Source organism: Stenotrophomonas sp. ATCM1_4 (assembly GCF_004348115.1).
Taxonomy (GTDB): Bacteria; Pseudomonadota; Gammaproteobacteria; order Xanthomonadales; family Xanthomonadaceae; genus Stenotrophomonas; species Stenotrophomonas capsici.
Window position 1 is genome coordinate 43,687 of the sequence record NZ_QPFB01000001.1, and the last position, 26,023, is coordinate 69,709.

The following is a 26,023-nucleotide window of genomic DNA, read 5'->3' on the forward strand; positions in this document are numbered from 1 at the left end:
GGGTTACCGGGTGCGGAGCGCTGCAAGCAGGCCTTCGATGGGGTGGAAACGGACCTCCAGTTCCGCCAGCAGCGCGGTGCGCAGGTCCTGGAGAAAGAGGGCCGTGGTGGTGGCCGATGCCTGGGCATCGGCGCTGGCGGCGCTGTCATGCAGCCGCTGGTAGTGCAGGCCGAGCAGGGCCGGCACATGGGAAAGCAGGGTGTGTTCGCGCGGGCTGAGGGTGGCTTCCATCACCGCGTCGACCTCGGCCAGGCGGGCCTTGGCCGGGGACTGCCGGGCCAGCATGTCGCGCAGCCGGCCACGCAGGTTGCCGGTGGCGGTCTGCATGGCGCGTTGCTGGGCCTGGTAATGCTGCCGGTAGGGCGCGTACGGGTCGGGCGCGGCGGCATCGACGACGGGCGCGACCGGTGCGATCTCGGCATGGATGGCCTGGAGCAGGCGGTCCCGCACGCGGGTGCAGTCGGCGTCGTGGTCCTGGTCGAAGGTGGCGCCGTCCGGTGCGGGTGCAGGCGGGTTGTCCAGGGCGCGGGACAGGGTGATGGCGCGGTTCCAGTCAAACCACGTGGCCAGCCGCGCCGACACGTCCGGCGCCGTGGGCGAGGTGGCATCGTCCTTGAAGCGGGCCAGCAGGCGAATGAACGCCGGGCCCAGCACGGGCGCCCGTTGGGAAGCTTTCGCCATGGGTCCTGACTAAAAAATCAGCATTTTACATGGCGGGCGTGACTTCGCCCGGTCAGTGGTATTCAGGCGGTTGGCGGCTGGATTGATCTGGATCATTGTTGAGAATGATTCTTGTTCGTACAATGTCGCTCCATCAGCCGCTGCCGCGCGCAGTCAGCCAATCCTCGCCCCACCGCAGGTTGATGCCGTGTCCCTCCCTCGTTTCCGTGCCGCCCGTCCGGCGCTGCTGTCCATGGCCGTCGCCATGGCCCTTTCCCCCGTCACCGCCCTTGCCGCCGGTCCCGAGCTGGCCGAGGCCGCGGACCCGGCGCGGACGCTCGATGCCGTCCACGTCAACGCCTACCGCACCACCTCGCATGCTTCCAGCGCGACCAAGACCGATACCGCGGTGGCCGAGACCGCGCAGTCGGTCTCGGTGATCGCCCGCGAGGAGCTGGACGCCCGTGGCGTGCAGAACCTCAACGAGGCCATGCGCTACGTGGCCGGCGTGACCCTGGAGAGCAGCGGCATCGACAACCGCGTCGATGACTTCCGCATCCGTGGCTTCGATGCCGGCAGCTGGTCCAACAACGTCACCATTGACGGCATGCGCGCGCCGCAGGGCAGCCAGTGGAACCGCACCATGGTCGACAGCTGGAACCTGGAGCGGGTGGAAGTGCTCAAGGGCCCGTCGGCGGTGATGTACGGGCAGGTGGCTCCGGGGGGCATGGTCAACCAGGTCAGCAAGACGCCGACGCCCGACCCGCAGCAGGTACTGCGCCTGGGCATCGACGGCAACGGCCAGTACAACACCGCTTTCGACGTGGGCGCCGGCAGTGACGACAACCGCCACCTGCTGCGCCTGGTCGGCCTGTACCGCGATGGCCAGACCCAGATCGACCACACCGAGCAGAAGCACGGGTTCCTGGCCCCGAGCTACACCTTCCAGATCGCCGAACGCACACGCCTGACCCTGCTCGGCCTGTACCAGAAGGACGATGGCGGTTCGACCTACCAGTTCCTGCCGATGGACGGCACGCTGGTGGCCACGCCCCACGGCCACATGAAGAACACCACCTTCATCGGCGAGCCCGGCTGGAACACCTATGACCGCACCCTCTGGACCGCCGGCTATCTGTTCGAGCACAGCTTCAACGGCAACTGGACGCTGAGCCAGAGCGCGCGCCATACCGATGTCCAATCGCTGTTCCGCACCGTGGTGACCAATGGCGGCCTGAACGCCGATGGGCGCACCCAGAAGCGGCGCGCCACCTGGGGCGAGGGCGACTCCAAGGGAGAAACCGTCGATACGCGCATCACCGGCAAGTTCAGCACCGGCGTGGCCGAGCACACGTTGCTGATTGGCGTGGACTGGCAGAAGGCCGACTGGACCGGCGCGCGTGGCGCGATGGTCAACCCGCGCGACATCGACATCTTCAACCCGGTCTATTCCAACTACGCGCCGGTCACCACCAGCATCAGCTACTCCGGTGGCATCAACCGCCAGACCGGCGTGTACCTGCAGGACCAGGTTGCGCTGGACAAGTGGCGGCTGACCTTTGGTGGCCGTTATGACTGGACCCGTGACGACACCTGGACCCGCAGCTACGCCGTGGCCACCAACCGTTACGGTGCCCGCATTCCGACCCGCGGCGAGGAAGAAGCCTTCAGCGGCAACCTGGGCGTGCTGTACGTGGCCGACAACGGGCTGACCCCGTACCTCAGCTACGCCGAGTCGTTCCAGCCCTCGGGCAGCAACACCAACATGAGCTACACGCTCTCGGCGTTCGACCCGGTGACCGGCAAACAGTGGGAAGCGGGCATCAAGTACCAGCCTGCGTCCTTCGATGGGCTGTTGACGTTCTCGGCCTACGACCTGCGCCAGCAGAACATCCTCACCAATGACCCGGACCTCACGCACAACACCTGCGGCACCGCCGGCAACAGCCAGTGCCAGGTGCAGGATGGCGAAGGCCGCGTGCGCGGCGTCGAACTGGAGGGCCGCATCACCCCGCTGGAAGGCTTCAGCGTGATCGGTGCCGCCAGCTGGATGGATTCGGAAGTCACCAAGAGCAACAACGGCTACATCGGCAAGCAGCTGGCGATGGTGCCGGACTGGACCGCCGCGCTGTGGGCGGACTACACGTTCCAGGCCGGTGGCCTGGAAGGCCTGAGCCTGGCCGCAGGCGTGCGCTACAACGGCGAAAGCCATGGCGACAGCGCCAACCTGTACCTGATCCCGGGGTACACGCTGTGGGATGCGGCCATCCGTTACGACGTGGGGCAACACGGCGCGATGGGCACGCAGTTCGCACTCAACGTCAGCAACCTGGCCGACAAGCGCTTTGTCTCGACCTGCGGTGGCGTGTCTTCCTGCTACTACGGCACCGGCCGCACCGTCACCGCCACCGCGCGTTTCAGCTGGTGATGCAGCATGCGCCCATCGGGCAGGCCCCGGTGGGCGCCTTCATTGTCCCGCCATGAGCCAGACCGAATGAACGCCTTCCTCGAACCGCGTGGTGCCACCCCATGAACCTGCTGCTGGCACTCCTGGCGACCGTTGCCGGTAGCGCTGCGGCGATGCTGCTGTACGTCGCCTCGCCACAACAGCAACTGCGCGCTGCCGGGCCGTGGCCAACGCGGCATGCGTGGTGGCCGGGCAGCGTGCTCGCGCTCGTCTCGTTGCTGGCGATGTGGCCGTTGATGGCGCCGCTTGAAGCGATATCGGCGTGGTTGGTGCTGCTGACGCTGGTGTGGTCGATCGCACCCTTTCTGGGCGCATGGCGCGCCCGCGTACGCGCGCGGAGGTCCGCATGAGCGAAGCACGTGCGCGGCTGGAGAGCCGTCATTGGTTCGGCAAGACCTGTGCCGGCGTGGTGCTGGGCTTCGGCCTGGCACTGTCGTTGTCTGGCCTGTTCGCCTGGCTGGGACCGGACGGCATTGGCGCCGGCGGCGGCAAGAACCAGTTCACCATGTGGCTGATGGCACCGATCTGGGCGGCGGTGCTGTGCTTCGTCCATCTGTTCCGCGACAGCCTGCGCGCCTGGTTGTGGCTGGGCGCGGCCAATGTGGCCACGTTCGGGATGTTGGCGCTGGCGCGCTGGGTGATGGCGTGAGGATGCAGGCATGAAGATCCGCAGCGACATCATCAAGGTCTACAAGGACGTCCACATCTGGATCGGCATCGTCTGCGGGCTGATGCTGTTCATCGCCTTCTACGCCGGCTCGGTCACGATGTTCGAGAAGCCGCTGGAGCGCTGGGCCACGCCGCCTTCCACATTGGCCGCCGCGCCGTCGCTGGAGCGCGCCGATGCGCTGGTTGAAGCGGTGCTGGCCGAACATCCCCAGGCTGCGGCGCGCTACTTCATTTCGGTCAAGCCCGGTGCCGACCAGCCGGCGCGGGTGTACTGGCAGGAACGTGCCGGGGGGCGTCGCCAGTTCAAGGAGTACGGGGCGAGTTTCGGCGCCGACGGCAGCCTGCAGGTGGAGCAGACACGCAAGGCACCGGTGGTGCAGCTGGTGGATACCCTGCACCAGCTGGTTGGCCTGCCGTTCCCCGATGCGATCGCGCGGCCGGTCATGGGCGCGGTGGCATTGGCCTATGCCGTGGCGCTGGTGTCGGGCCTGATCGTGCTGCTGCCGACGTTGACCAAGGACGTGTTCGCGCTGCGCATCGGCAAGAACATCAAGCGCATGTGGCTGGACGCGCACAACGCGCTGGGTTTGTTCAGCCTGCCGTTCCACTTGGTGATCGCGCTGACCAGCGTGGTGTTCGCCTTCCATGACCCGTTCTACGGCGCGCAGGGCGCGGTGGTGTACCCAGGTGGCATCGAGTGGAACGAGGCACACGACGACGCGCCCACCGGCGCGCGCGTGCTGCCGGCGGCCGAACTGCTGCGTCGGGTGGAAGTGCAGTTGCCCGGCTTCGACGTGCAGGGCTTTGGATTCCAGCGCAAGGACGGGCATGTCGAGGCGACGGTGACCGGGCTGGACGTGCGCCATGGCACGCGCGCACGGCTGTACGCCAGCACGCACCTGGACCCGTACAGCGGGCAGGTGGACCCGCATGACCTGCCCGGCCACATGGATGGCTGGAACGGGGCGGTCAATGCGTTCTTCATGCTGCACTTCGGCAGCTTCGGCGGGAATCCGGTGCGCTGGCTGTACGTGCTGATGGGGCTGGCCGGCGCGGCGCTGTTCTACACCGGCAACCTGCTGTGGGTGGAATCGCGGCGACGCAAGCGCAAGGGGCCGGAAACGCCCGCGCAGAAACTATCGGGCTGGGTGCTGGGTTGCCTGACGGTGGGCGTGTCATTGGGTTGCGTGGCCGGCATCTCCGCCAGCCTCGCCGCAACCAAATGGTTGCCCGCGTTGGTGGCGGATCTGAAGGCGTGGCACACCGGTATCTACTACGCGGTGTTCGTGGCCGCGATCGGTTGGGCGTTCCTGCGCGGCGCATCACGCGGTGCGGTGGAACTGCTGTGGCTCAGCGCGGTGTTCACGCTGGCCATACCGCTGTCGAGCCTGGCCGGCGTGTGGGGCATCGGCGGGGCATGGAGCCACGCCGGCAGCTGGCCGGTGGACGTGACCGCGCTGGTGTCGGTGCCGGTGCTGTTGTACATCGCCCGGCGCACGCGCCTGCGCTTGCAGCAGGGCCATACCGACAGCATCTGGGCGCAGACCAGCCCCAACCCCGTGTAGAGCGCCGCCATGCTGCGCTGTGGTTGGGCCGGGACGGCGCCTGCCGAGCATGGCTCGGCACTACCGCCAGCACCCGGCAGCGCGAAAGGCGTGCGGATTTTCTGTCGGAGCGGCCTTGGCTGCGAAGCTGGAGATGCGTCGGCCAACGCCGACAAAGGGATCAATGCGGTTGCATGCTTCGCAGTAGCCTGAAGCGCGATATGTTTCGCGGCCAAGGCCGCTCCTGCAGCGTGCCTTTGCTCACCTGGCGTGGCGCTTGAGCAGGTCCAGCAGCACGTCGGCTTCGCTGGCGCGCTTGGTCGGGTCCTTCTCGGCGACGACATGGTCGTTCAGGTGACCGGCCATCACTTCCATCATCAGCCCGTGCATCGCGCCCTTGGCGGCGGCGATCTGCACCAGCACGGCGTCGCAGTCGTCGCCGGCTTCCAGCGCCTGTTCCAGCGCGGCCACCTGGCCGGCGATGCGGCGGGCCCGGGCGAGCAGCTTCTTCCTGTCACGTTGGATATGTGCCATGGTCGGAATCGTATACCCTATGGGGGTATATGAGAAGGCCGCCATGATGAACCTTGAAACCCTTGCCCAGTCCCGCCGGCACAGCCACGCCTTCAGCGACGGCAACCCGATGGCGGAGAAGAACACCCGCCGGGCCATGGCCCTGACGGTCGTGATGATGGTGGTGGAGATCGCCGGTGGCTGGTGGTTCAACTCGATGGCGGTACTGGCCGACGGCTGGCACATGAGCTCGCATGCCTTGGCATTGGGGCTGGCCGCGTTCGCATATGCCTGCGCGCGGCGGTACCGGGACGACCCGCGCTTCGCCTTCGGTACCTGGAAGATCGAGATCCTGGCCGGCTACACCAGTGCGATCCTGCTGCTGGGCGTGGCCGGGATCATGGCGTTCGAGTCGATCGCGCGGATGCTCAAGCCCAGCCCCATCCACTACCAGCAGGCCATCGCGATCGCGGTGGTGGGCCTGGCGGTGAACCTGCTGTGCGCGTGGTGGCTGCGCGACCAGCACGCGCACCATCATCATGGGCACGGTCATGACCACGACCACAGTCACCATCACGGACACGACCATCACCACCACCATCATGACCTGAACCAGCGCTCGGCCTACCTGCACGTGCTGGCCGATGCGGCCACCTCGGTGCTGGCGATCATCGCCCTGCTGGGCGGGCTGTACTTCAACGCGTCCTGGCTGGACCCGCTGATGGGCATCGTCGGCGCGGTGCTGGTATCGGCCTGGGCCTGGGGACTGATCCGCCAGACCGGCCGCGTACTGTTGGATGCGGAGATGGATGCACCGGTGGTGGCCGAGATCCGCGAAGCGGTGGAGCAGGGTGACGTACCGGCGCGCATCAGCGACCTGCATGTCTGGCAGGTGGGTCGTGGGCGCTTTTCCTGCGCGATGGAAGTGGTGACCGCGCCGGGTGTCGGTGCGGACGTGTTCCACCGCGCGCTGTCGATCCATGAGGAGATCGTGCACGTGACGGTGGAAATACGCAGCGCCGGCTAGGTGCGGCTGCTGCTGTTGCTTTCTCCCTTTCTTCGCGGAGCAACGGTGCAGGGCTGGAAGAGGGCGCGCGGTTGACGCGGTGATTGGGTCTGTCGTGAAAGGCACCCCTCCCCAGCCCCTGCTACGCAAGGGAGGGGGCGGTCATGCGTGCGCCTCAGATGATCCGCAGCGTGATGGCTTTCAGCACTGCCCGCGTACGGTCGCGGGTATCGAGCTTGTCCAGGATGGTCGATACGTAGTTCTTCACCGTGCCCTCGGCCAGGAACAGGCTGCCGGCGATCTCGCGGTTGCTGTAGCCGCCGGCCATCAACCGCAGTACCGCCACTTCCTTCTGGCTGAACAGCTCCTTCGGCGCGTCATCGGCGTGATAGCGGTAGCGCTGCCGCACCGGGTCGGTGCTGACCGGCTGCAGCAGGGGGGTGCCGGCGATGATGCGGTCGATGGCCTGGCGCAGGTCCTCCGGCGCGGCGTCCTTGAGCAGGAAGCCCTGTGCGCCGGCGTCGGTGGCGCGCAGCAGCAGGTCGCTTTCATCGAAGGTGGTCAGGAACAGGCAGGGCGTGGCGTCGCCGCGCTCGCGCAGTGCCTGCAGTGCCTGGATGCCGTCCATGCCGGGCATGCGGATGTCCGAGACGATCAGCTGCACCGGTTGATGCGGCAGCTGCTCCAGCAGGGCCTGGCCGCTGTCGGCCTCGAACACGATCTCCACGCCCTGCTGCTGCAGCAAGGCGCGCAGGCCGGCGCGGATCAGCGCCTGGTCGTCGACCAGGGCGATGCGGGGGCGGGTGTTCATGCCGGCAGCTCCACGTGGATGTGCAGTGCGCCGGTGGCGGTGCGTTGCAGTTCCAGCGTGCCATGCTGCTCCGCCACGCGCTCGCGCATGCCGGTCAGTCCGTTGCCTTCGCGCAGTTGGCCGCGCAGCCTGCCATCGTCGTGCATGTCCAGCAGCAATCTCCCTTCGTGTTGGTGCAGTGTCACCTGCAGGACCTGTGCTTCGCCATGGCGGGCGCTGTTGGTCAACGCTTCCTGCACGCAGCGCAGCAGGGTTTCGGCCTTGGCGGTGGTGCTTACCTGCACCGCCTCGTCCATCGCCAGGTGCAGGCGGGGCCGCGGCAGCGGTGCGGCCAGCGCACGCAGCGCGGTGGCGATGTCGAGCTGGCCGCCATCGCGCAGGGAATGCACCACCGCCCGGATGTCCCCCAGCAGTTCGGCCGAAAGCTGCTCGCACAGGGCCAGTTCGGCCGGCGCGTCGCTGCGCCCGGCCAGCGCGCGCAGCTGCAGGCGCAACGCGGTGAGCTTGTGGCCGGCCACATCGTGCAGTTCGCGCGAGAGCCGCAGCCGTTCGGCATCGCGCGAACTTTCCGCGAGCAGGGCGCGGGTGGCGAGCAGGTCGGCGTTGACCAGCGCCAGGCGGTCGCGTGCCTGCTCGGCGCTGTGCGCGTAGTGGGTGGTCAGCATGGCGAAGGCCTGGAAGCCGGCGAAGATCAGCACCACCACGCCGGCATGCGCGTGCACGTCGCGCAGGACCAGGTACATGCCCACGTTCACCGCGGCGATGAGCAGCAGCGTGATGCGCAGCGGCCAGGTGGCGGCGATCTGCGCGGCCAGCATCACCAGCAGGGCCGGCGCCACGCCGCTGTAGTGGGCCAGCCGGATCAGCGCCAGCGCGCTCACCGCTTCAACCAGCAGCAACACCTTGCGCTGCCAGGTCCGGTGCGGCAGCGCGGTGGCGACCAGGAAGGCTGCAAGGAACACCGCCGCGCAGCCCCAGCGCCACGGCAGCTGCGCGGCCTCGCCGTAGCGCAGGGTGAAGGCCACCGCCAGCCAGGTGAGCAGGCCGGCGAGGTTGAGGGGGTGGAGGAGTCCGCGCCAGCGCGGCAGAGGGCCGATTTCCATGCCGGCATGCTGGTGGCGCGCAACGCCGGCGGCAAGGGGGTGGATGCAGAAAGTGACTTCCGGCAGGGTCCGCGGGTGACCGCGGTGACTGCCCGCGCGCCGTCGCCTGCGCGAGCCTGTGTACCAGCCGTTGCATCCGGACGGCATTGCCTGGAGAGAACGCCGTCATGCCTGGATATTCGTTGATCGTCATGTTGCACGTGGTGGCCGGTGTGGTCGCGCTGGCCGGGTTCTGGGCCGCGGCGCTGATGAAGAAGGGCTCACCGCGCCACCGCCTGCTCGGCAAGGTGTACCTGGGGGCGATGGCCGCCATCGTGGTCACCGCAGTGCCGATCACCGTGCAGTTCGCCTTCTTCCGCCACCAGCCGTTGACCGCGCTGTTCCTGGCGTACCTGATCGCCATCACCGGCAATGCCAGCTGGCTGGCGTGGCGGGCGGTCACCGACAAGCGCGACTGGAAGCGGATGGTGGCGCGCGTGGGCTGGAAGCTGGCGTTGTGGCCGATGGTGCTGCTGGCAGGGGCGGTGCTGGTGGTGGGCGTGCAGCGCGGCCAGATGCTGTTCCTGGGCTTTTCGGTGATCGGCCTGTGGGCAGGCTGGCGCATGTGGAACTTCAGCCGCCGTGGCCCGGGGCGGCCGGACTGGGCGTTCCGCCAGCACTACCAGTCGATGCTGGGGGCGGGCATTGCCACCCATGTGGCGTTCCTGAGCATCGGCATGCGCCCGGTGTGGCAGTGGCTGCAGTCGCACACGCGCGTGCCGCCGCTGCTGATCGAGCTGTTCCCGTGGGCGGCGCCGGTGCTGGTGGCCGTGCTCATCGGCTACGGCTTGAACCGCAAGTACGGCGGGCGCCGCGGAGCCCGGCCGACGCCGTCGCCGCGGATGCAATCGCCGGCGGAGTGAGTGCCGGCGGCCGCGGTCCCCGGGAGCGTGGAGGCGCTGCGTGGCTCAGACGTCGCCGTCGCTGGCCCAGCCTTCGCCGGTGCCGCGCTGGAACACGCGGTCGCCGTCCTGCACGTCACCGGCCGGGAAGTGCTCCTGCGCGGCCAGCCGCGCGTAGATCGGGGTGAAGTCCGGGTCGGTGGCGGCCATCAGCTGCTCGAAGCCGTCGATCACGAAGTAGCTCTTCTGGAAGGTGTCGATGCGGTAGCGGGTGCGCATGATCCGCTCCAGGTCGAAGCCAATGCGGTTGGGCGCGGCCGACTCCAGCGAGTACAGCGATTCGCCCTTGGACGAGACGATGCCGGCACCGTAGATGCGCAACCCGTCGGCGGTGTTGATCAGGCCGAACTCCACCGTGTACCAGTACAGGCGGGTCAGGTTCTGCAGTGCCTCCGGGCCGATCGCATGCGCCTTGACCCCGCCACGGCCGTAGGCGGCCATGTAGTCGGCGAACACCGGGTTCATCAGCAGCGGCACGTGGCCGAACAGGTCGTGGAACAGGTCCGGCTCGGCGATGTAGTCGATCTGGTCCGGGCGGCGGATCCACCACGTCACCGGGAAGCGGCGGTTGGCCAGGTGGTCGAAGAAATCCAGTTCCGGCAGCAGGCCTTCCACGCCGACCAGGGTCCAGCCGGTGGCGGCCCCCAGCACTTCGTTGAGCTGGTCGAAGCGCGGGATCATGTGCTCGCTCATGCCCATTTCGTCCTGCGCGTCCAGGAACTCCTGGCAGGCACGGCCGACCAGCAGCTCGCGCTGGCGCTGGTACAGCGTGCTCCAGGTGGCATGGTCGTCGGCGCTGTAGCTGTCCCACGGCTGCTCCACCACGGCGGTGGTATAGACCGGCACGTAACCCTTGTCGGTCTGCTGGTGTTCGACGCGGCGCGGGTTGGCTTCCATGGCGGCAGCTCCATAAGGGAATAGATAACCGCATGGTAGGAAGCCTGCCGCGCAACAGGTTTGCGAAATTGCGCCGTCAGCGGCTCCTGGCGCAATATTGTTGCGGCAATTCAATGTTGCGGAGCAACAAACATGGCTTCAATCACATTTGATCGCACGGATCTTCGGCTTCTTGCCGAAATACAGCAGCATGGGCGCGCCACCAATGCCGAGCTCGCAGCACGGGTGAACCTGTCACCGTCCGCCTGCCTGCGGCGGGTGCAACGGCTGGAAGCGGAGGGTGTCATTGCCGGCTATGGCGCTCGCCTGGAGCCGCGCGCGATCGGGCTGGGCCTGCAGGCGTTCGTACGGGTGCAGCTGTCCAAGCACGGCCAGGCGGCCATCAATCATTTCGTGGAGGCGGTGCAGCTGTGGGATGAAGTGGTGGCCTGCCACGCGCTCACCGGCGACATGGACTACCTGCTGCACGTCTACGTGCGCGACCTGGACCACTTCTCGGCCTTCCTGCTGGACAAGCTGCTCGATGCGGCCGGCGTGGCCGACGTCAACTCCAGCTTCGTGCTGCGCACGGTCAAGGAGTTCCGCGCGCTGCCGCTGTCGCAGCTGGGGCGGGTTTGATCCTGCCCCTTCTCCTGACCCGGGAAGGGGCCATGGCCGTTCCCTCTGGCCAGGGGCCAAGGGGATCGGCTTGAAGCATCAACGCGCCGGGGCGCTGCAGTCCTTGACCACGCCGCGCAGCTTCTCGATGCGCGAACGGCTGTCCTGGCAACGCTGATGGGCTTCGGCCTGGGCGGCGGCGGTGCGGGCTTCGGCGGTGCGGATCGCCGTGGCCTGGGCCTGCTGCAGGCGGGCAACGCCGGCGCGGATCTGCGGCATCGCGGCCATCGCGGCCTTCTCGCCTTCCAGGATGGCGCGGCCGCGCTGCTCGAAATCGGCCGCACCGATGTCCAGCACCGCCGGGCGGATCACCACGTCGGCGCGGCCCAGCTCCTGCTCGCCCAGGCGCTGGCCCATGATGGTGATGGACTGGTTGACCGCACCGAGCAGGCTGGTCGGGCGCTGGCCGTTGGCGCGGCTGGAGATGTCCACGGCGATGACGAACTCGGCGCCGAGCTGGCGCGCGGCATCCACCGGCACCGGGCTGACCACGCCGCCGTCGACGTAGGTCTTGCCGCCGATGGTGACCGGTTCGAACACGCCGGGGATGGAGCTGGAAGCACGCACCGCCTGGCCGACGTTGCCGCGCACGAACACCGCGCGGTCACCGGTCTCCAGCTGCGTGGCGACCGCCGCGAACGGCTTGCGCAGCTGTTCGGCGGGCTTGTTGCCGACCTGGGCGTTGACGTAGTCCTGCAGCTTCTGGCCCTGTACCAGGCCGCCGGAGAACAGGCGCACGTCGCGGATGCTGGCCTCGTCCAGGGCCACGGCCTTCTGCTGCATCTGGAAGGCATCCATGCCGCTGGCGTACAGCGCGCCGACCACGCTGCCGGCGCTGGTGCCGGACACCACCACCGGCTCGAAGCCGTTGGCTTCGAGCATCTTGATCACGCCGATGTGGGCGAAGCCCTTGGCCGCGCCGCCGCCCAGCGCCACGCCGATCTTCACCGGCTTGAGCGGGGTGCTCGGTCGCGCCGCCTGCGGCGGCGTCGGCTTGGTGTTTTCACCACCGCATGCGGCCAGCAGGCCGAACAGGGCAAGGGACAGCAGCAGGCGGGCGTTGCGCGGCTTCATGATGAACAGGGGGCGTTGAAAAGGGCGCCAGCATAGCGCTTTGCGCCGGGCAGGGACCGTGCCGGTGGCCGCGCCGTTTAGGCGGGGCTTCGCTGGGCCAGGGGGCCCCGGCTCAGCTGTCGCCCAGGGGAAGCGCCAGGCCCACCAGCACCAGCAACCAGAACAGGCCGCCGAGCACCAGCCACAGCCAGTTCAGCGGCGTGAGCCGGGCATTGGCCGAGCCCGTCGGGTCGCCGCAGGCCAGGTTGGCCGCGCGCTGGGCCTGGACCATCGCCAGCGTGCCGCCGCCGACGGTCAGCATGGCCAATCCGAAACTCGGGCCCGGTGCCAGCATGGCATCCGGGAGGCGGCTGATGATCTGCCCGATGATCGCCGAGACCACGTACACCGTGGCCCACGTGCCCGGCGACCAGTCGTGGCGCTGGCCCGCGCGCCGCAGCCGGTGGTCGATTTCCTCGTTCAGGCCATGCGCGAAGAAGATGGCGAAGATGGCGCGCGGGACCGGCCAGATGTCCAGCTTCCGGTCGAGCTTGTGCAGCTTCCAGTGCCGCCAGAACCAGTACAGCGAATACAGCCCCACGGTGGCGATGGAAAGCAGCACCAGCTTGCGGAGGGACACCACGTAGAACGGCGGCAGTGCCGGGCGCTCGGCGGAGCGGGTTTCCAGTGGCACCTGTGGGGGTGCGTAGATGTAGATATTGTCGTGTGCGTCCATGCGTGGCCGGTTCCCCCCGGAAAACGAACGCGGAGGGTAGACAACCGGCCACGCACAGGCAAGGACGCCAGGCGTCGCCCGGGCAGGCACAGCGCCCCCGGGCCAGGGACCATGACGGCTTCAGAAGCGGTTGTCACCGTCCAGGATGCGGCCCAGCCCGCCCAGCACCGAGCCTTCGCCGCGGCTCTGGCCACCGCCCTGCGGGGCGGCGGCGAACATGCGGCCGGCCAGGCGCGAGAACGGCAGCGACTGCAGCCATACCTTGCCCGGGCCGGTCAGGGTGGCCAGGAACACGCCTTCGCCACCGAAGAACATGCTCTTCAGGCCGGCGACGCGGCGCACGTCCATGTCCACGCCGGCGTGGTAGGCCACCACGCAGCCGGTATCCACGTCGATGCGCTCGCCGGCGGCCAGCTCGCGTTCGACCACGCAGCCACCGGCGTGCACGAACACCCAGCCGTCGCCCTCCAGCTTCTGCATGATGAACCCCTCGCCGCCGAACAGGCCGGTCATCACCTTGCGCTGCAGGTGCACGCCGACCTGCACGCCACGGGCGCCGGCCAGGAAGCTGTCCTTCTGGCAGACCAGCTTGCCGCCGTGCTGGTCCAGCTTCATGGCCAGCACCGTGCCGGGGTAGGGCGCGGCGAAAGCGACCTTGGCCTTGCCCTGGCCGGTATGGGTGTAGACGGTGGCGAACAGGCTTTCACCGGTGATCACGCGCTTGCCGGCCGACAGCAGCTTGTCCATGAAGCCGCCGCCCTGGCCCTCGTGGCGGCCGTCGCCGAACACGGTGTCCATCTGCACGGAGGCGTCCTTGAACATCAGCGCGCCGGCTTCGGCGATGGCACTCTCGCCCGGGTCCAGTTCGATTTCGACGAACTGCATCTCATGGCCGACGATGCGGAAGTCGATATCATCGGCCCGGCTACGGTTGCCCCCGACCGGCGGCGGCATCGGCGGCGGGGCGGCCTGGCCGCCGAACTCGGCGATTTCGCCGACCGGCTGCCAGCCCTGCATGCCGGTCCGCCAGGCCAGTGCCTGGCGGTTGGCCTGGGCGTAGGCGCGGGCCGCTGCCTCATCGAGCGGGCCGACCCGGTCGGACTGGCCGGGAACATGGAAATACCACTGGGTCATGGCGCATCGCCTGGTGTGGGTAAGGAAGCCCAAGTCTATGCAGTGCGGTGGCTTTTTCACCCCTGACAGGCGTCATGCGTCTGAATACCTGAACGATTGCGATACGAATGTTGTACTGCAACAATTCCGTGCTAGGCGCAGTTCCCCATTCCTCCCAACAGGCCCTTCTTCGCCATGTCCCCGACCCGTACCGTCCGCGGCCGCTTCCCGGCTGCGCATCCGCTGTTCGTCGCTGTAGCCGCCCTGCTCCCCCTGGTCGCGATGGCCCAGGACGCCACCCCCGCACAGAAGGAAGCCGCCACGCTGGACGCCGTGAAGGTCACGGCCGCGCGCAAGGTGGAGAACATCCAGGACGTGCCGGTCTCGATCAGCACCGTCAGCGGCGAGAAGCTCGACGCGCTGGCCTCCGGCGGCACCGACGTGCGCTACCTGTCCGGCCGCGTGCCCAGCCTCAACATCGAATCCTCGTTCGGCCGTGCGTTCCCGCGCTTCTACATCCGCGGTTACGGCAACACCGATTTCCGCCTGAACACCTCGCAGCCGGTGTCGCTGGTGTACGACGACGTGGTGCAGGAGAACCCGATCCTGAAGGGCTTCCCGATCTTCGACGTGGAGCAGGTGGAAGTGCTGCGCGGCCCGCAGGGCTCGCTGTTCGGCCGCAACACCCCGGCCGGCGTGGTGAAGTTCGACTCGGTGCGCCCGACCCAGGAGTTCAACGGCTACGGCAAGGTCGGCTACGGCAGTGACAACCTGTGGAACGTCGAGGCCGCTGTCGGCGGCGCGCTGAGCGCGCGCTGGTCGGCCCGCGTGTCGGCGCTGTACCAGCGTCGCGACGATTGGGTGAAGAACACCGGCACCGGCCCGAACGACGGCCTGGAAGGCTATGACGAGTCCGCCGTGCGCGTGCAGTTCCTGTACGAGGGCGACAACTTCGAGGCGCTGCTGGGTGCGCACAAGCGCCACCTCAACGGCACCGCGCGCCTGTTCCGCGGCAACATCTTCAAGCCGGGCACGAACGACTTCGTCGCCGGCTTCGACGAGGACAAGGTGTCCATCGATGGCCTGAACCACTCCGAGCTGGACAGCAGCGGTGCCAACGCGCGCCTGAGCTGGGACTTCGGCAACCTCAAGCTGTCCTCGATCACCGGCTACGAAACCGTGGATACCTACAGCGTGGGTGACATCGACGGCACCTCCGGCCCGTACTTCACCCCTGAGGTGCCGTTTGCCTCCGAAACCGCCGATGGCATCCCGAGCCATTCGCAGTGGACGCAGGAACTGCGCCTGGAATCGCTCAACGACGGGCCGCTGAACTGGCAGGCCGGCCTGTTCTATTTCAAGGAAGACTACGACGTCGACAGCTACAGCTACGACACCACCAACGGCAGCAGGCAGGATGGCTTCCAGCGCATCAACCAGACCAACGATGCCTGGGCGGCGTTCGGTGGGGTGACCTTCCAGGCCACCGACAAGCTGGAGCTGCGCGCCGGCGCGCGTTACACCGTCGACAAGAAGGACCTGGTGGTCAAGGACTACTGGAACACCGGCTTCTCCCCGTGCGTGCTGTCGGCCAAGTGCGACCTGGCCGGCCTGCTCGCCGCCCAGCAGGCGGCCTTCGCCCGCGGTGACGCGGTGGACCCGTACCTGTCGGCCTCGACCAAGGACAAGAAGTTCAACTGGGACTTCTCGGCCACCTACGCCGTCAACGACACCGTCAACGTCTACGGGCGCGTTGCCACCGGCTTCCGCGGCAGCTCGATCCAGTCGGCCGGCGCCTTCAACGACAAGACCGTGGCCGACCCGGAAACCGTGCTGTCCTTCGAGGCCGGCGTGAAGGCGGACTTCTGGGACAACCGTGCACGCCTGAATGCCAGCGTCTACCACTACCGGGTCAAGGACCAGCAGCTGACCGCCGTGGGCGGCGAGCTGGGTAACGCCAACATCCTGCTCAACGCCGACAAGAGCGTGGGCCAGGGCTTCGAGCTGGACCTGCAGGCCTACCTGACCGACAACCTGCTGGTCACGCTGGGCAGCGGGTACAACCACACCGAGATCAAGGACGCCGATCTCAGCGTTGCACCGTGCTTCTCGTGCACCGTGACCAACCCTGTCATCGATGGCAAGGCGCGGATCAACGGCAACGCGCTACCGCAGGCACCGCAGTGGACCCACAACCTGACCGCACGCTGGTCGCTGCCGCTGGCCGACGGTGCGCAGTTCTACGTGTTCACCGACTGGGCGTACCGCAGCGAAGTGAATTTCTTCCTGTATGAGTCCAGGGAATTCACCGGCAAGTCGTTGCTGGAAGGCGGCCTGCGCCTGGGCTACCAGTGGAACGACGGGGACTACGACGTGGCGTTGTACGGCCGCAACATCACCAACCAGATCCGCGCCACCGGCGGCATCGACTTCAACAACCTCACCGGCTTCATCAACGAGCCGCGCCTGTGGGGCGTGGAGTTCAAGACCCGCTTCTAAGCGCCGGTCTGCAGGTTGAACGAAGAAGGCGCGGAGCAATCCGCGCCTTCTTCGTTTCCGTAGTGCCGAGCATGGCCCGGCACTCCCCGGCATTGCTCAGCGTGCTTCGGAGATGTCGGAGGTGAGCGCGGCGGTCTCGGCGGCGCAGTCGCGCGGCAACGACTGCTTCAGCGTGCGGGCGTACGCCAGCTCGCGGCGTGCCTTGGCCAGGTCGGCGACGAACTCGGGGTTGTCGTGCAGGCGGGCGACCGTGGCCGCACCCATGAAGCGTCCCTGCTGCACGTCGCTGAACCAGTGCACGTTGCAGACCAGCCGGCTGTGGCCGTAGTTGCGGCCGCGCTCGATCAGGGCGGTGGCGTGCTCCGGATCGATCTCGGCCAGGATCAACGCCCAGGCCCAGCCGATCGAGGTGTGCCCGGACGGGTAGGAGCCACTCTTGCGCAGGTCCTGCTCGTCCTCCGGCGTGCAGGTCGGCTCGTTGTTGACCATGAACGGACGCGGGCGCTGGTAGTGGTGCTTGGCGGCCTTGGTGGCGGCGCTGGCATCGATGCGGCTGCGTTCGAGCAGGGTGTACAGCGTCGGCGTGTCCTGCGCGGTGACCGCCACGCCCAGCGCGCAGCTGAACTGCTCGGCGCCGGCCGGGAAGGACAGGTCGGCGTCGGCATGGGCCTGCTGGAAGCGCGCGCTGCCGCGCATGCCGATGGCCTCGCGGGCCACGGCCTCGTCCAGCTGCGCCCAGACCGAGCCCGGGGCCGGCGGGGCCGGGCTCAGCGCCAGGCTGTCGGGAATGGCATCGCCCTGCAGGTAGCCGCTGGCGTGCTGGGTGGGGTCCTCGTCCGGCGCACCGGAACGGGTGGGAGTGCTGGAACAGGCGGCCAGGGCGGCGGCCAGCGAAGCGGCTGCGGCGAGGCGCAGCGGGAAGCGGGTACGGGACATTCGGGTACGGCGGAAACGACGGAACGGACCGGCATCATCGCATTGCCGGCACCGCCCCGGTGGATCGGGGCAGCGGCGATGGCCCGTTTACCCGACCCAGGCGGTCAGCCGGCCTTCGTCCTCGCGGACCTGGACCGGCCCGCCGAACAGCTCGGACAGCGGCCCGGAGCACAACAGCTCCGCGCGCGGGCCGTCGGCCAGGATGCGGCCACCCTTCATCAGCACCACGCGGCCGATTTCCGGGATCACTTCCTCGATGTGGTGGGTGACCAGCACCAGGGTGATGCCCTGCCGGGCCAGGTGCTGCATGGTGTCGACCAGGTGCTGGCGCGAGATCAGGTCCAGCCCGGTGGAGGGTTCGTCCAGCAGCAGGGCGCGTGGCTGGTTGACCAGCGCCCGCGCGATCAGCACGCGGCGGGTTTCCCCGGCCGACAGCTCGGCGTAGCTGCGGCCCAGCAGCGGCAGGGCGCGGGCAAGCTCCAGCGCCTGGCGGGCACGCTGGCGCATGGCCTCGGTGACGTCGCGGTGCGCCGGCACCACGTAGCTGGCGAAGAAGCCGGAGATCACCGCTTCCTCCACGCTCAACCCGGGCATGTCGGACAGGTTGCTGGACAGGTCGCCGGTGACGATGCCCAGCTGCGAGCGAAGCCGGTCCACCTGCCAGCGGGTCTGGCCCAGCACCTGCACCGGAATGTGACCGTCCGCACGTGCCAGCGGGTACAGCTCACGGGTGATCAGCTTGATGAACGAGGATTTGCCGCAGCCGTTGGGGCCGAGGATCGCCGTGTGCTGTCCCTGCTCGATGCGCAGGTTCAATTCATGCAGGACGCGGACCTGGCCGCGGATGACGCAGGCATGGTCCAGTTCGATCAGGGGGGCCGGGCTGGCGGCGGGGGCGATGGACATCAGGAGGTGAGCGGCAGCTGAGGATTCGACCAACGGACGACCCGCCGGTGGATGAAGTTTGCGCCGACAGCCCCCATCATGTGTAGCGGTTGTTTCATCTGGCACCGACCTGCCACGGAGTCCCGCCATGCCTGACGCCCTGTTTGATTTCCTCACTGGTGGCATCGCCGGCCTGGGCTGGTGGGGCATGCTGGCGGTGCTGCTGGTGGTCACCCAGCTGACCATCTTCGCGGTGACCCTGTACCTGCACCGCAGCCAGGCCCACCGCGGCGTGGATTTCCATCCGCTCATCGCCCACTTCTTCCGCTTCTGGGTGTGGCTGACCACCTCGATGATCACCCGCGAGTGGGTGGCCATCCACCGCAAGCACCACGCCAAGGTCGAGACCGAGGACGACCCGCACAGCCCGGTGACCAAGGGCATCGACCGCGTGTTCTGGCGCGGCGTGGAGCTGTACCGCGAAGCCCGCGCGCTGCGCGGCGACATCGAGCAGTACGGGCGCGGCGCACCGGAGGACTGGATCGAGCGGCACCTGTACACGCCGCACGCCAACCTCGGGCCGGTGCTGTTGTTCGTGGTCAACGCGGTGCTGTTCGGCCTGCCGGGCATCGCGCTGTGGGCGATCCAGATGGCGTGGATCCCGTTCTGGGCCGCCGGTGTGGTCAACGGCCTGGGCCACTGGTGGGGCTACCGCAACTTCGAGTCGGCCGACACCTCCACCAATCTCACCCCATGGGCGTTCTGGATCGGCGGCGAGGAGCTGCACAACAACCACCACGCCTTCCCGAGCTCGGCGCGCTTCTCGATGCGGCGCTGGGAGTTCGACATCGGCTGGCAGGCGATCCGCCTGCTGCAGGCGCTGCGCCTGGCCAAGGTGCTGCGCGTGGCACCGAGCATGGACATCCGCCCCAACATCGCCGTGCCCGATGCCGACACGCTCAAGGCGCTGCTCTCGCACCGCTTCCAGGCGATGACCGACTACCAGCGCAACGTGTTCGCCCCGGCCCTGAAGGATGAGGCCATCGCCGCCGGTGCCAAGCTGCGCAAGCTGCTGCCGCGGCGCCTGCGCAAGGGCCTGGTCAACGATGGCCGTTGGCTCAAGCCGGCCTGCCGCGAGCAGTTGCAGGACTGGGTGCAGCAGCGCCCGCGCATCCAGCTGCTGGTCGACTACCGTGCGCGCTTGTCGGCCCTGCTGGAGGCCCGCAGCCACGATGCCGCCGAGCGCCTGCGCCAGCTGCAGCAGTGGTGCCAGGACGCCGAGGCCAGTGGCAGTGCGGTGCTGCAGGCCTATGCCGCGCGCCTGAAGGGCTACGCGCTCAGCGCCGCATGAGGACGGTGACGGTGCTGGTGGGCCTGCTGCTGGCCGGCCCGGCGATGGCGCAGGTACAGGACACCCACGAATACCTGCAACGCATGGACGCCGATGGCGACGGCAAGGTCAGCCCGGACGAGTACCTGCAGTGGATGCTGTACGCCTTCGACCGCATGGACCGCAACGGCAATGGCGTGCTGGAGCCGGAAGAACAACCCGGTGGCCGTGGCAAGCCGATCACCCGCGAGGAACAGCGGCAGGTGATCCTGGCGCGGTTCGCGCGGCAGGACGCCAATGGCGACGGGTTCCTCAGCGCCCGCGAGCTGATGGCACCGCCGCGTTGAGCGACGGCGCGGCGCAGGGGCGGCGGTGGCCGCGGAACCGAAACCACGTCCTGCACTGGCAAGGCAATGCACATCGGCGGTTGAAGCGGGTCGTTCAACAACGCCAGCTTCGCGGCCGAGGCCGCTCCTACGAAAAACGATTCTGGAACGCGACATGCCCGAATTACCCGAAGTAGAAACCACCCGCCGTGGGCTGGAGCCACACCTGCAGGGACGGCGCATCCATGGCGTGATCCTGCGCCGGCCGGACCTGCGCTGGCCGATCCCGGCGGAGATCGAGGCCGAGCTGCCGGGCCAGCGCATCGCCGCGATCCGCCGCCGTGCCAAGTACCTGCTGCTGGACACCGAAGCGGGCAGCGCGGTGTTGCACCTGGGCATGTCCGGCAGCCTGCGCGTGCTGCCCGGCGATACGCCGGTGCGTGCGCACGACCACGTCGACATCAGCCTGGAGGACGGCCGCCTGCTGCGCTTCAACGACCCGCGCCGGTTCGGTTGCCTGCTGTGGCAACCGACCGGGGAAACCCATGAACTGCTGCGCGGCCTGGGCCCGGAGCCGCTGGATGATGACTTCGACGGCGACTACCTGTTCCAGCGCAGCCGTGGCCGCAGCGCGGCGGTGAAGACCTTCCTGATGGACCAGGGCATCGTCGTCGGGGTGGGCAACATCTACGCGGCCGAAAGCCTGTTCATGGCGGGCATCAACCCGCTGCGCGAAGCGGGCAAGGTCTCGCGTGCGCGCTACCAGCGGCTGGCCGATGCGGTGAAGGCCATCCTCGGTCACGCCATCGTGCGCGGCGGCACCACGCTGCGTGACTTCATCAGCCCTGACGGTGCACCGGGCTACTTCGAGCAGGAGCTGTTGGTGTACGGGCGCGAGGGGGAGGCCTGCAAGCAGTGCGGGCGCCCGCTGCGCCACGCCACCATCGGCCAGCGGGCGACGGTGTGGTGCGGGCATTGCCAGCGGTGAGTGGCTGGCGGCGGGGCAGGGGCAATTGCAACCGTAACGGCACCCCTCCCCGACCCTCCCCTGCTGCGCAAGGGAGGGGGTGGTTCCTGCAGGTCGGGCAGGTGGCAGCGCAACCCTGCTTTTGCCCCCTCCCTTTGGCATCGCCAAGGGGAGGGCCGGGGAGGGGTGCTGTTGCGGTTGATCTACCCACGGCCCCGCGCAGGCGCTCACTCCAGAGTTAGCCGGCGTATGCCTATCATGCGCAACCTTTTTTGCTCCGGACGACTGCATGCAACGCCGTGATTTCCTGCGCAATGCCGCCGCCGCACTGGCGGCCTTCGGCCTGCCCTCCTTCGCCGCCTGCGCGGCCACGACGGCGCAGTTGGGCCTGCGCCGCATCGGCCAGCCACAGCCCTTCGATTTCGCCGCGCTCAAGGGCCAGGCGCGGGCGCTGGCGGCCGCGCCGTACCAGAGCCACAAGCGCACCTTGCCGGCCGAGCTGGAAGCGCTGGACTGGGACCAGTACCAGTCCATCCGCTACCGCCAGGACCACGCCCTGTGGGCCAACCAGCCGGGCAAGTTCCAGGCCAAGTTCTTCCACCTGGGGCTGTATTTCCATTCGCCGGTGCGCATGTTCGACGTGGCCGATGGCAAGGCGCAGGAGCTGGCCTACGACGGTGATGCGTTCGACTACGGCAACAGCGGCGTGCACGGCAAGCGCCTGCCTGCGGACCTCGGTTTCGCCGGTTTCCGCCTGAACACCCGCGCCGACACCGACCGCGACTTCGCCGCCTTCCTCGGCGCGAGCTATTTCCGCGCGGTCGGCAAGGAAGGCCAATACGGCCAGTCCGCGCGCGGGCTGGCGATCGACACCGGCATGGGCAGGCCGGAGGAATTCCCCGACTTCATCGCCTATTACCTGGAGCAGCCCAGCGGCGACTCCAACACGCTCGTCGTCTACGGCCTGCTCGATTCGCCCAGCGTGGCCGGCGCGTATCGCTTCGCGATCACCAATGGCGACGTTCTGTTGATGGACATCGACAGCGCGCTGTACCCGCGCAAGCAGATCGAGCGGCTGGGCATCGCGCCGTGCACCAGCATGTACCAGGTCGGCGAGAACGACCGCCGCATGGATTGGGATTGGCGTCCGGAGATCCACGACACCGATGGCCTGTCGATGTGGAACGGTGCCGGCGAATGGATCTGGCGCCCGCTGTGCAACCCGCGGCAACTGCGCTTCAACATGTTCGTGGACAACAACCCGCGCGGCTTCGGCCTGCTGCAGCGTGACCGCAACTTCGACCACTACCAGGACGATGGCGTGTTCTACGAGAAGCGCCCCTGCCTGTGGGTGGAGCCGAAGGGGCAGTGGGGCGAGGGTTCGGTACAGCTGGTGGAGATCCCCACCGTCGATGAGACCTTCGACAACATCGTTGCGTTCTGGAACCCGAAGGCCAAGCCGCAGCCGGGCCAGGAACTGCTGGTCGGCTACCGCCTGTACTGGGGCGCGCAGCCGCCGGCACGGCCACCGCTGGCGCATTGCGTGGCCAGCCGCACCGGCCTGGGCGGGGTCATCGGCAAGAAGCGCGAGTATTTCTCGTGGCGCTTCGCGGTGGACTTCGAAGGCGGTGAGCTGGCCGGCCTGATCGACAAGGCCGAGGTCGAGGCGGTGGTGGAAACCAGCCGCGGCAAGGTCGAGATCGTCTCGGCGCGGCCGCTGCGCGAGATCAAGGGCTACCGCGCCATGTTCGATCTGGTGCCGCCGGAAGGCAGTTACGACCAGATCGACGTCCGCCTGTACCTGCGCAGCGGCGGCAAGACCCTGACCGAGACCTGGCTCTACCAGTACAGCCCGCCGCCGGCCGGTGCGCCGGAGCGGACGCTGTATTGATTGGCTCGAGTCCCTGCTTGAGGCACCCCTCCCCAACTCTCCCCAACCCTCCCCTTGGCTGCGCCAAAGGGAGGGGGCAGAAGCGGGGCTTCACCGTGATTCGACCGACCTGCAGAAATCACCCTCTCCCTTTGGCGCAGCCAAGGGGAGGGTTGGGGAGGGGTAATGCCTGTGCCCTCCGCACATCACCTCACAACGGCAGCGGCGCCTGCATCGGGTCGATGCGCCCTTCACCGCGCGTGATCTTCTTGAACTCGGCGCGGCTGACCGACACGTAGCGCTCGTTGCCGCCGATCTCCACCTGCGGGCCGTCCTGCACGGCGAAGCCGTTTTCGTCCACGCGCACGGTCATCGTCGCCTTCTTGCCGCTGTGGCAGATGGTCTTGATCTCCTGCATCTCGTCGGCCCAGGCCAGCAGGTACTGGCTGCCCTCGAACAGCTCGCCGCGGAAGTCGGTGCGCAGGCCGTAGCACAGCACCGGGATGCGCAGCTCATCGACCACCTCGGACAGCTGCCAGACCTGCGCCTTGCTCAGGAACTGGGCCTCGTCCACCAGCACGCAGCCAAGCTTGCCGTGGCGGGCGATGTCCTGCTCGATCAGCTTCTGCAGGTCGGTGTCGTGCTCGAAGGCGGTGGCTTCGGCCTGCAGGCCGATCCGCGAGGCGACCACGCCGGCGCCGGCGCGGTGGTCCAGGCGCGGGGTGAGCAGGGCCACCCGCATGCCGCGCTCACGGTAGTTGTGGGCGGACTGCAGCAGGGTGGTGGTCTTGCCGGCGTTCATCGCCGAGTAGTAGAAATAAAGCTTGGCCATGGGCCATTTTACCGCGCCGGCCGGCGCTCACGGGCGATGGATTACACTGCCGGCCTGCTAGTGATCCGACCCCATGCTGGACTCCCTCAATCCCCCCCAACGCGCGGCGGCGGTGCACGCCGAAGGTCCCCTGCTGGTGCTGGCCGGTGCAGGCAGCGGCAAGACGCGCGTGATCGTCGAGAAAATCGCCCACCTGATCGGCAGCAACCGCTACCCGGCCCGGCGCATCGCGGCGATCACCTTCACCAACAAGTCGGCCAAGGAAATGCGCGAGCGCGTGGCCAAGCGCCTGCGCGCGGAGGATGCCGCCGAGGTGACCATCTGCACGTTCCACGCGCTGGGGCTGAAGTTCCTGCAGATCGAACATGAACAGGTGGGGTTGAAGCGCAACTTCTCGATCTTCGATGCCGATGACGCCAACGGCCAGATCAAGGACCTGCTGGGCGGCAGCAATGCCAAGCCCGACGACATCGAGGACATCAAGAACCTGATCTCGCGGGCCAAGAACGCCGGCCTGTCGCCGGAGCAGGCGATGGCGGCGGCGCGCAGCAGCCGCGAGAAGAACGCGGCCATGGTCTACGAGCTTTACCAGGCGCGTCTGACCTCGTTCAACGCGGTGGACTTCGATGACCTGATCCGCCTGCCGGTGCAGGTGCTGGAAGAGAACCCGGACATCGCCCTGGCCTGGCGCGAGCGCATCGGCTACCTGCTGGTGGACGAATGCCAGGACACCAACGACGCCCAGTACCGGCTGCTCAAGCAACTGGCCGGGCCGCGTGGCAACTTCACCTGCGTGGGGGACGACGACCAGTCGATCTACGCCTGGCGTGGCGCCAACCCGGAAAACCTGCAGCAGATGGGCCGCGACTACCCGGCGCTGAAGATCATCAAGCTGGAGCAGAACTACCGCTGCTCCAACCGCGTGCTGCGCGCGGCCAACGCCTTGATCGCGCACAACCCGCACGAACACCTGAAGACGCTGTGGTCCGACCAGGCCGACGGCGAGCGCATCCGCGTGTGGGAGTGCCGCAACAGCGAGCACGAGGCGGAGAAGGTGGCCTCGGAGATCCATTTCCTGGCCACCAACCGCAAGATCCCGTGGAGTGATTTCTGCATCCTGTTCCGCGGCAACTTCCAGTCGCGGCCGCTGGAAAAGGCGATGCAGCTGGTCGGCGTGCCGTACCACCTCAACGGCGGCACGGTGTTCCTGGAGCGGCAGGAGGTGAAGGACACGCTGTCCTGGCTGCGCCTGCTGGTGAACCCGGACGACGACACCGCATTCATGCGCGCGGTGCAGTCGCCCAAGCGCGACGTCGGCGCCAGCACGCTGGCCAAGCTGGCCGAGCTGGCCTCGGAGAAGGGCATGCCGATGGCGCAGGCCGCCGAGGCGATGGGCGCGCTGGCGCAGCTGCCGCCGCGCGCGGCCAACAGCCTGAGCAAGTTCACCGACATCCTGCGCGCGCTGCGCATGGACATGCGCCAGATGAGCTCGGGTGACCTGGTGCGGCGCGTGGCCAAGGACTCCGGCCTGCTGGCGGAAATGCGCCACCAGGCCAAGGACACCACCAGCTACGAGCGCCGTGCCAACAACGTCGAGGAACTGGCCTCGTGGTTCGAGAGCGGCCCGCGCGGTGCCAGCGCCGCCGACATGGCCGCGCAGCTGGCGCTGATCTCGCGCAACGACAAGGACGACGGCGGCAACCAGGTGCGGATGATGACGCTGCATGCATCCAAGGGACTGGAGTTCCCGTATGTGTTCATCGTTGGCTGCGAGGACGGCGTGCTGCCGCACCAGGTCAGCCTGGACGAGGGCAACCTGCAGGAAGAGCGCCGCCTGCTGTACGTGGGTATCACCCGCGCCAAGGTGCAGCTGTGGATGAGCTTCAGCCGCCTGACCCGCAAGTTCGGCGAGCACATCCGGCTCAAGCCCAGCCGCTTCTTCGATGAGTTGCCGGCCAGTGAGATCCAGCGCGATGGTGCCGACCCGGTGGCCGATGCCGCGCACAAGCAGGAGCGCGCGAAGGCGGGGTTGGCGGCGATCCAGGCGTTGTTTGACTGACCCCTCCCCAGCCCGCCCGGCCCTCAGACGCAGCCTTCGGGCGTTCATCAGACCGCACGCCAGTGGCGTGCAAACGCTCCTCTTCACCCCCTTGCCTTCGGCAAAGGGAGGGGGCGGATCATGACGGTCGGTCAGGTCAACGTGTGCCG

24 protein-coding genes are annotated in these 26,023 nt (G+C 68.0%); 13 read left to right on the forward strand and 11 right to left on the reverse strand.

All coding sequences use genetic code 11. The features are described 5' to 3' along the window. Positions 1–3: 3 nt before the first annotated feature. Positions 4–681, reverse strand: a complete 678-nt coding sequence (locus ATCM_RS00210; RefSeq protein ID WP_132862293.1) for a DUF3348 domain-containing protein — start codon at positions 679–681, stop codon at positions 4–6. A gap of 187 nt (positions 682–868) precedes the next feature. Here ATCM_RS00210 and ATCM_RS00215 point away from each other — a divergent pair, with 187 nt between their 5' ends. The 4 genes from ATCM_RS00215 to ATCM_RS00230 all read left to right on the forward strand — a co-directional run bounded on the left by ATCM_RS00215 (position 869) and on the right by ATCM_RS00230 (position 5,361). Continuing rightward, entirely contained in the window at positions 869–3,088 is a 2,220-nt protein-coding gene (locus tag ATCM_RS00215) for a TonB-dependent siderophore receptor (protein ID WP_243693928.1), read from the forward strand. A 101-nt stretch (positions 3,089–3,189) separates the two neighbouring features. Next, entirely contained in the window at positions 3,190–3,477 is a 288-nt protein-coding gene (locus ATCM_RS00220) for a hypothetical protein (protein WP_132862294.1), read from the forward strand. After that, positions 3,474–3,776, forward strand: a complete 303-nt coding sequence (locus tag ATCM_RS00225) for a hypothetical protein (protein ID WP_132862295.1) — start codon at positions 3,474–3,476, stop codon at positions 3,774–3,776. The genes ATCM_RS00220 and ATCM_RS00225 overlap by 4 nt, the downstream gene beginning before the upstream one ends. 10 nt (positions 3,777–3,786) lie before the next feature. Beyond that, a complete protein-coding gene (locus tag ATCM_RS00230; RefSeq protein WP_132862296.1) occupies positions 3,787–5,361 on the forward strand; it encodes a PepSY-associated TM helix domain-containing protein in 1,575 nt (524 codons plus the stop codon). A 240-nt stretch (positions 5,362–5,601) separates the two neighbouring features. Here the strand turns inward: ATCM_RS00230 and ATCM_RS00235 are convergent, their stop codons facing one another. Continuing rightward, positions 5,602–5,874, reverse strand: a complete 273-nt coding sequence (locus tag ATCM_RS00235) for a metal/formaldehyde-sensitive transcriptional repressor (RefSeq protein WP_132862297.1) — start codon at positions 5,872–5,874, stop codon at positions 5,602–5,604. A 46-nt stretch (positions 5,875–5,920) separates the two neighbouring features. On the opposite strand from ATCM_RS00235, the gene dmeF reads away from it, so the two are divergent. Next, a complete protein-coding gene (gene dmeF / locus ATCM_RS00240; RefSeq protein ID WP_132866015.1) occupies positions 5,921–6,880 on the forward strand; it encodes a CDF family Co(II)/Ni(II) efflux transporter DmeF in 960 nt (319 codons plus the stop codon). A 154-nt stretch (positions 6,881–7,034) separates the two neighbouring features. On the opposite strand, the gene ATCM_RS00245 is transcribed toward dmeF, so the two are convergent. Together ATCM_RS00245 and ATCM_RS00250 are read right to left on the reverse strand one after the other, a co-directional pair. Continuing rightward, entirely contained in the window at positions 7,035–7,670 is a 636-nt protein-coding gene (locus ATCM_RS00245) for a response regulator transcription factor (protein ID WP_132862298.1), read from the reverse strand. After that, positions 7,667–8,773, reverse strand: a complete 1,107-nt coding sequence (locus tag ATCM_RS00250) for a histidine kinase (RefSeq protein ID WP_132862299.1) — start codon at positions 8,771–8,773, stop codon at positions 7,667–7,669. The genes ATCM_RS00245 and ATCM_RS00250 overlap by 4 nt, the downstream gene beginning before the upstream one ends. A 167-nt stretch (positions 8,774–8,940) precedes the next feature. Between ATCM_RS00250 and ATCM_RS00255 the strand changes: the two genes are divergently transcribed. After that, positions 8,941–9,675 (forward strand): hypothetical protein, encoded by a 735-nt coding sequence (locus tag ATCM_RS00255; protein WP_132862300.1) that lies wholly within the window; start codon positions 8,941–8,943, stop codon positions 9,673–9,675. Positions 9,676–9,720: 45 nt separating this feature from the next. Here ATCM_RS00255 and phhA read toward each other — a convergent pair whose 3' ends face one another. Then, positions 9,721–10,611, reverse strand: coding sequence for a phenylalanine 4-monooxygenase (phhA, locus tag ATCM_RS00260; protein WP_132862301.1), 891 nt, complete (start codon positions 10,609–10,611; stop codon positions 9,721–9,723). 132 nt (positions 10,612–10,743) lie between these two features. On the opposite strand from phhA, the gene ATCM_RS00265 reads away from it, so the two are divergent. Then, positions 10,744–11,229 (forward strand): Lrp/AsnC family transcriptional regulator, encoded by a 486-nt coding sequence (locus ATCM_RS00265; RefSeq protein ID WP_132862302.1) that lies wholly within the window; start codon positions 10,744–10,746, stop codon positions 11,227–11,229. A gap of 78 nt (positions 11,230–11,307) precedes the next feature. On the opposite strand, the gene ATCM_RS00270 is transcribed toward ATCM_RS00265, so the two are convergent. From ATCM_RS00270 to ATCM_RS00280, 3 genes are all read right to left on the reverse strand, one after another. Then, positions 11,308–12,345, reverse strand: coding sequence for a patatin-like phospholipase family protein (locus tag ATCM_RS00270; RefSeq protein WP_207911836.1), 1,038 nt, complete (start codon positions 12,343–12,345; stop codon positions 11,308–11,310). 109 nt (positions 12,346–12,454) lie between these two features. After that, entirely contained in the window at positions 12,455–13,057 is a 603-nt protein-coding gene (locus ATCM_RS00275; RefSeq protein WP_132862304.1) for a DUF4234 domain-containing protein, read from the reverse strand. Between the two features lie 120 nt (positions 13,058–13,177). Further along, on the reverse strand, positions 13,178–14,191 hold the full coding sequence (locus ATCM_RS00280; RefSeq protein WP_132862305.1) for a TIGR00266 family protein: 1,014 nt from the start codon (positions 14,189–14,191) through the stop codon (positions 13,178–13,180). 174 nt (positions 14,192–14,365) lie between these two features. On the opposite strand from ATCM_RS00280, the gene ATCM_RS00285 reads away from it, so the two are divergent. Then, complete coding sequence (locus ATCM_RS00285) at positions 14,366–16,669, forward strand: TonB-dependent receptor (RefSeq protein ID WP_132862306.1); 2,304 nt, start codon at positions 14,366–14,368, stop codon at positions 16,667–16,669. 96 nt (positions 16,670–16,765) lie between these two features. On the opposite strand, the gene ATCM_RS00290 is transcribed toward ATCM_RS00285, so the two are convergent. Together ATCM_RS00290 and ATCM_RS00295 are read right to left on the reverse strand one after the other, a co-directional pair. Then, positions 16,766–17,605, reverse strand: a complete 840-nt coding sequence (locus ATCM_RS00290) for a phosphatase PAP2 family protein (RefSeq protein ID WP_132862307.1) — start codon at positions 17,603–17,605, stop codon at positions 16,766–16,768. 87 nt (positions 17,606–17,692) lie between these two features. Further along, a complete protein-coding gene (locus ATCM_RS00295; RefSeq protein ID WP_132862308.1) occupies positions 17,693–18,511 on the reverse strand; it encodes an ATP-binding cassette domain-containing protein in 819 nt (272 codons plus the stop codon). 127 nt (positions 18,512–18,638) lie between these two features. Between ATCM_RS00295 and ATCM_RS00300 the strand changes: the two genes are divergently transcribed. The 4 genes from ATCM_RS00300 to ATCM_RS00315 all read left to right on the forward strand — a co-directional run bounded on the left by ATCM_RS00300 (position 18,639) and on the right by ATCM_RS00315 (position 23,004). Further along, positions 18,639–19,841 carry a fatty acid desaturase gene (locus ATCM_RS00300; protein WP_132862309.1) on the forward strand — a complete coding sequence of 401 codons (1,203 nt, stop codon included), beginning with the start codon at positions 18,639–18,641 and terminating at the stop codon, positions 19,839–19,841. Continuing rightward, entirely contained in the window at positions 19,838–20,167 is a 330-nt protein-coding gene (locus ATCM_RS00305) for a hypothetical protein (protein WP_132862310.1), read from the forward strand. The genes ATCM_RS00300 and ATCM_RS00305 overlap by 4 nt, the downstream gene beginning before the upstream one ends. 154 nt (positions 20,168–20,321) lie before the next feature. Next, complete coding sequence (gene mutM, locus ATCM_RS00310; protein ID WP_132862311.1) at positions 20,322–21,134, forward strand: bifunctional DNA-formamidopyrimidine glycosylase/DNA-(apurinic or apyrimidinic site) lyase; 813 nt, start codon at positions 20,322–20,324, stop codon at positions 21,132–21,134. A 268-nt stretch (positions 21,135–21,402) separates the two neighbouring features. Next, entirely contained in the window at positions 21,403–23,004 is a 1,602-nt protein-coding gene (locus ATCM_RS00315; protein WP_132862312.1) for a glucan biosynthesis protein D, read from the forward strand. Positions 23,005–23,194: 190 nt separating this feature from the next. Here ATCM_RS00315 and ATCM_RS00320 read toward each other — a convergent pair whose 3' ends face one another. Continuing rightward, on the reverse strand, positions 23,195–23,815 hold the full coding sequence (locus tag ATCM_RS00320; RefSeq protein WP_132862313.1) for a thymidine kinase: 621 nt from the start codon (positions 23,813–23,815) through the stop codon (positions 23,195–23,197). A 76-nt stretch (positions 23,816–23,891) separates the two neighbouring features. Between ATCM_RS00320 and ATCM_RS00325 the strand changes: the two genes are divergently transcribed. After that, entirely contained in the window at positions 23,892–25,874 is a 1,983-nt protein-coding gene (locus tag ATCM_RS00325; protein WP_132866016.1) for a UvrD-helicase domain-containing protein, read from the forward strand. Positions 25,875–26,023: the final 149 nt, after the last annotated feature.

What these genes read in the sequence shown, in the direction of transcription:
- ATCM_RS00210 (WP_132862293.1), bottom strand. Translation starts at nt 681, where the DNA reads ATGGCGAAAGCTTCCCAACGGGCGCCCGTGCTGGGCCCGGCGTTCATT.
- ATCM_RS00220 (WP_132862294.1), top strand. Translation starts at nt 3,190, where the DNA reads ATGAACCTGCTGCTGGCACTCCTGGCGACCGTTGCCGGTAGCGCTGCG.
- ATCM_RS00225 (WP_132862295.1), top strand. Translation starts at nt 3,474, where the DNA reads ATGAGCGAAGCACGTGCGCGGCTGGAGAGCCGTCATTGGTTCGGCAAG.
- ATCM_RS00230 (WP_132862296.1), top strand. Translation starts at nt 3,787, where the DNA reads ATGAAGATCCGCAGCGACATCATCAAGGTCTACAAGGACGTCCACATC.
- ATCM_RS00235 (WP_132862297.1), bottom strand. Translation starts at nt 5,874, where the DNA reads ATGGCACATATCCAACGTGACAGGAAGAAGCTGCTCGCCCGGGCCCGC.
- dmeF (WP_132866015.1), top strand. Translation starts at nt 5,921, where the DNA reads ATGAACCTTGAAACCCTTGCCCAGTCCCGCCGGCACAGCCACGCCTTC.
- ATCM_RS00245 (WP_132862298.1), bottom strand. Translation starts at nt 7,670, where the DNA reads ATGAACACCCGCCCCCGCATCGCCCTGGTCGACGACCAGGCGCTGATC.
- ATCM_RS00250 (WP_132862299.1), bottom strand. Translation starts at nt 8,773, where the DNA reads ATGGAAATCGGCCCTCTGCCGCGCTGGCGCGGACTCCTCCACCCCCTC.
- ATCM_RS00255 (WP_132862300.1), top strand. Translation starts at nt 8,941, where the DNA reads ATGCCTGGATATTCGTTGATCGTCATGTTGCACGTGGTGGCCGGTGTG.
- phhA (WP_132862301.1), bottom strand. Translation starts at nt 10,611, where the DNA reads ATGGAAGCCAACCCGCGCCGCGTCGAACACCAGCAGACCGACAAGGGT.
- ATCM_RS00265 (WP_132862302.1), top strand. Translation starts at nt 10,744, where the DNA reads ATGGCTTCAATCACATTTGATCGCACGGATCTTCGGCTTCTTGCCGAA.
- ATCM_RS00275 (WP_132862304.1), bottom strand. Translation starts at nt 13,057, where the DNA reads ATGGACGCACACGACAATATCTACATCTACGCACCCCCACAGGTGCCA.
- ATCM_RS00280 (WP_132862305.1), bottom strand. Translation starts at nt 14,191, where the DNA reads ATGACCCAGTGGTATTTCCATGTTCCCGGCCAGTCCGACCGGGTCGGC.
- ATCM_RS00285 (WP_132862306.1), top strand. Translation starts at nt 14,366, where the DNA reads ATGTCCCCGACCCGTACCGTCCGCGGCCGCTTCCCGGCTGCGCATCCG.
- ATCM_RS00290 (WP_132862307.1), bottom strand. Translation starts at nt 17,605, where the DNA reads ATGTCCCGTACCCGCTTCCCGCTGCGCCTCGCCGCAGCCGCTTCGCTG.
- ATCM_RS00295 (WP_132862308.1), bottom strand. Translation starts at nt 18,511, where the DNA reads ATGTCCATCGCCCCCGCCGCCAGCCCGGCCCCCCTGATCGAACTGGAC.
- ATCM_RS00300 (WP_132862309.1), top strand. Translation starts at nt 18,639, where the DNA reads ATGCCTGACGCCCTGTTTGATTTCCTCACTGGTGGCATCGCCGGCCTG.
- ATCM_RS00305 (WP_132862310.1), top strand. Translation starts at nt 19,838, where the DNA reads ATGAGGACGGTGACGGTGCTGGTGGGCCTGCTGCTGGCCGGCCCGGCG.
- mutM (WP_132862311.1), top strand. Translation starts at nt 20,322, where the DNA reads ATGCCCGAATTACCCGAAGTAGAAACCACCCGCCGTGGGCTGGAGCCA.
- ATCM_RS00315 (WP_132862312.1), top strand. Translation starts at nt 21,403, where the DNA reads ATGCAACGCCGTGATTTCCTGCGCAATGCCGCCGCCGCACTGGCGGCC.
- ATCM_RS00320 (WP_132862313.1), bottom strand. Translation starts at nt 23,815, where the DNA reads ATGGCCAAGCTTTATTTCTACTACTCGGCGATGAACGCCGGCAAGACC.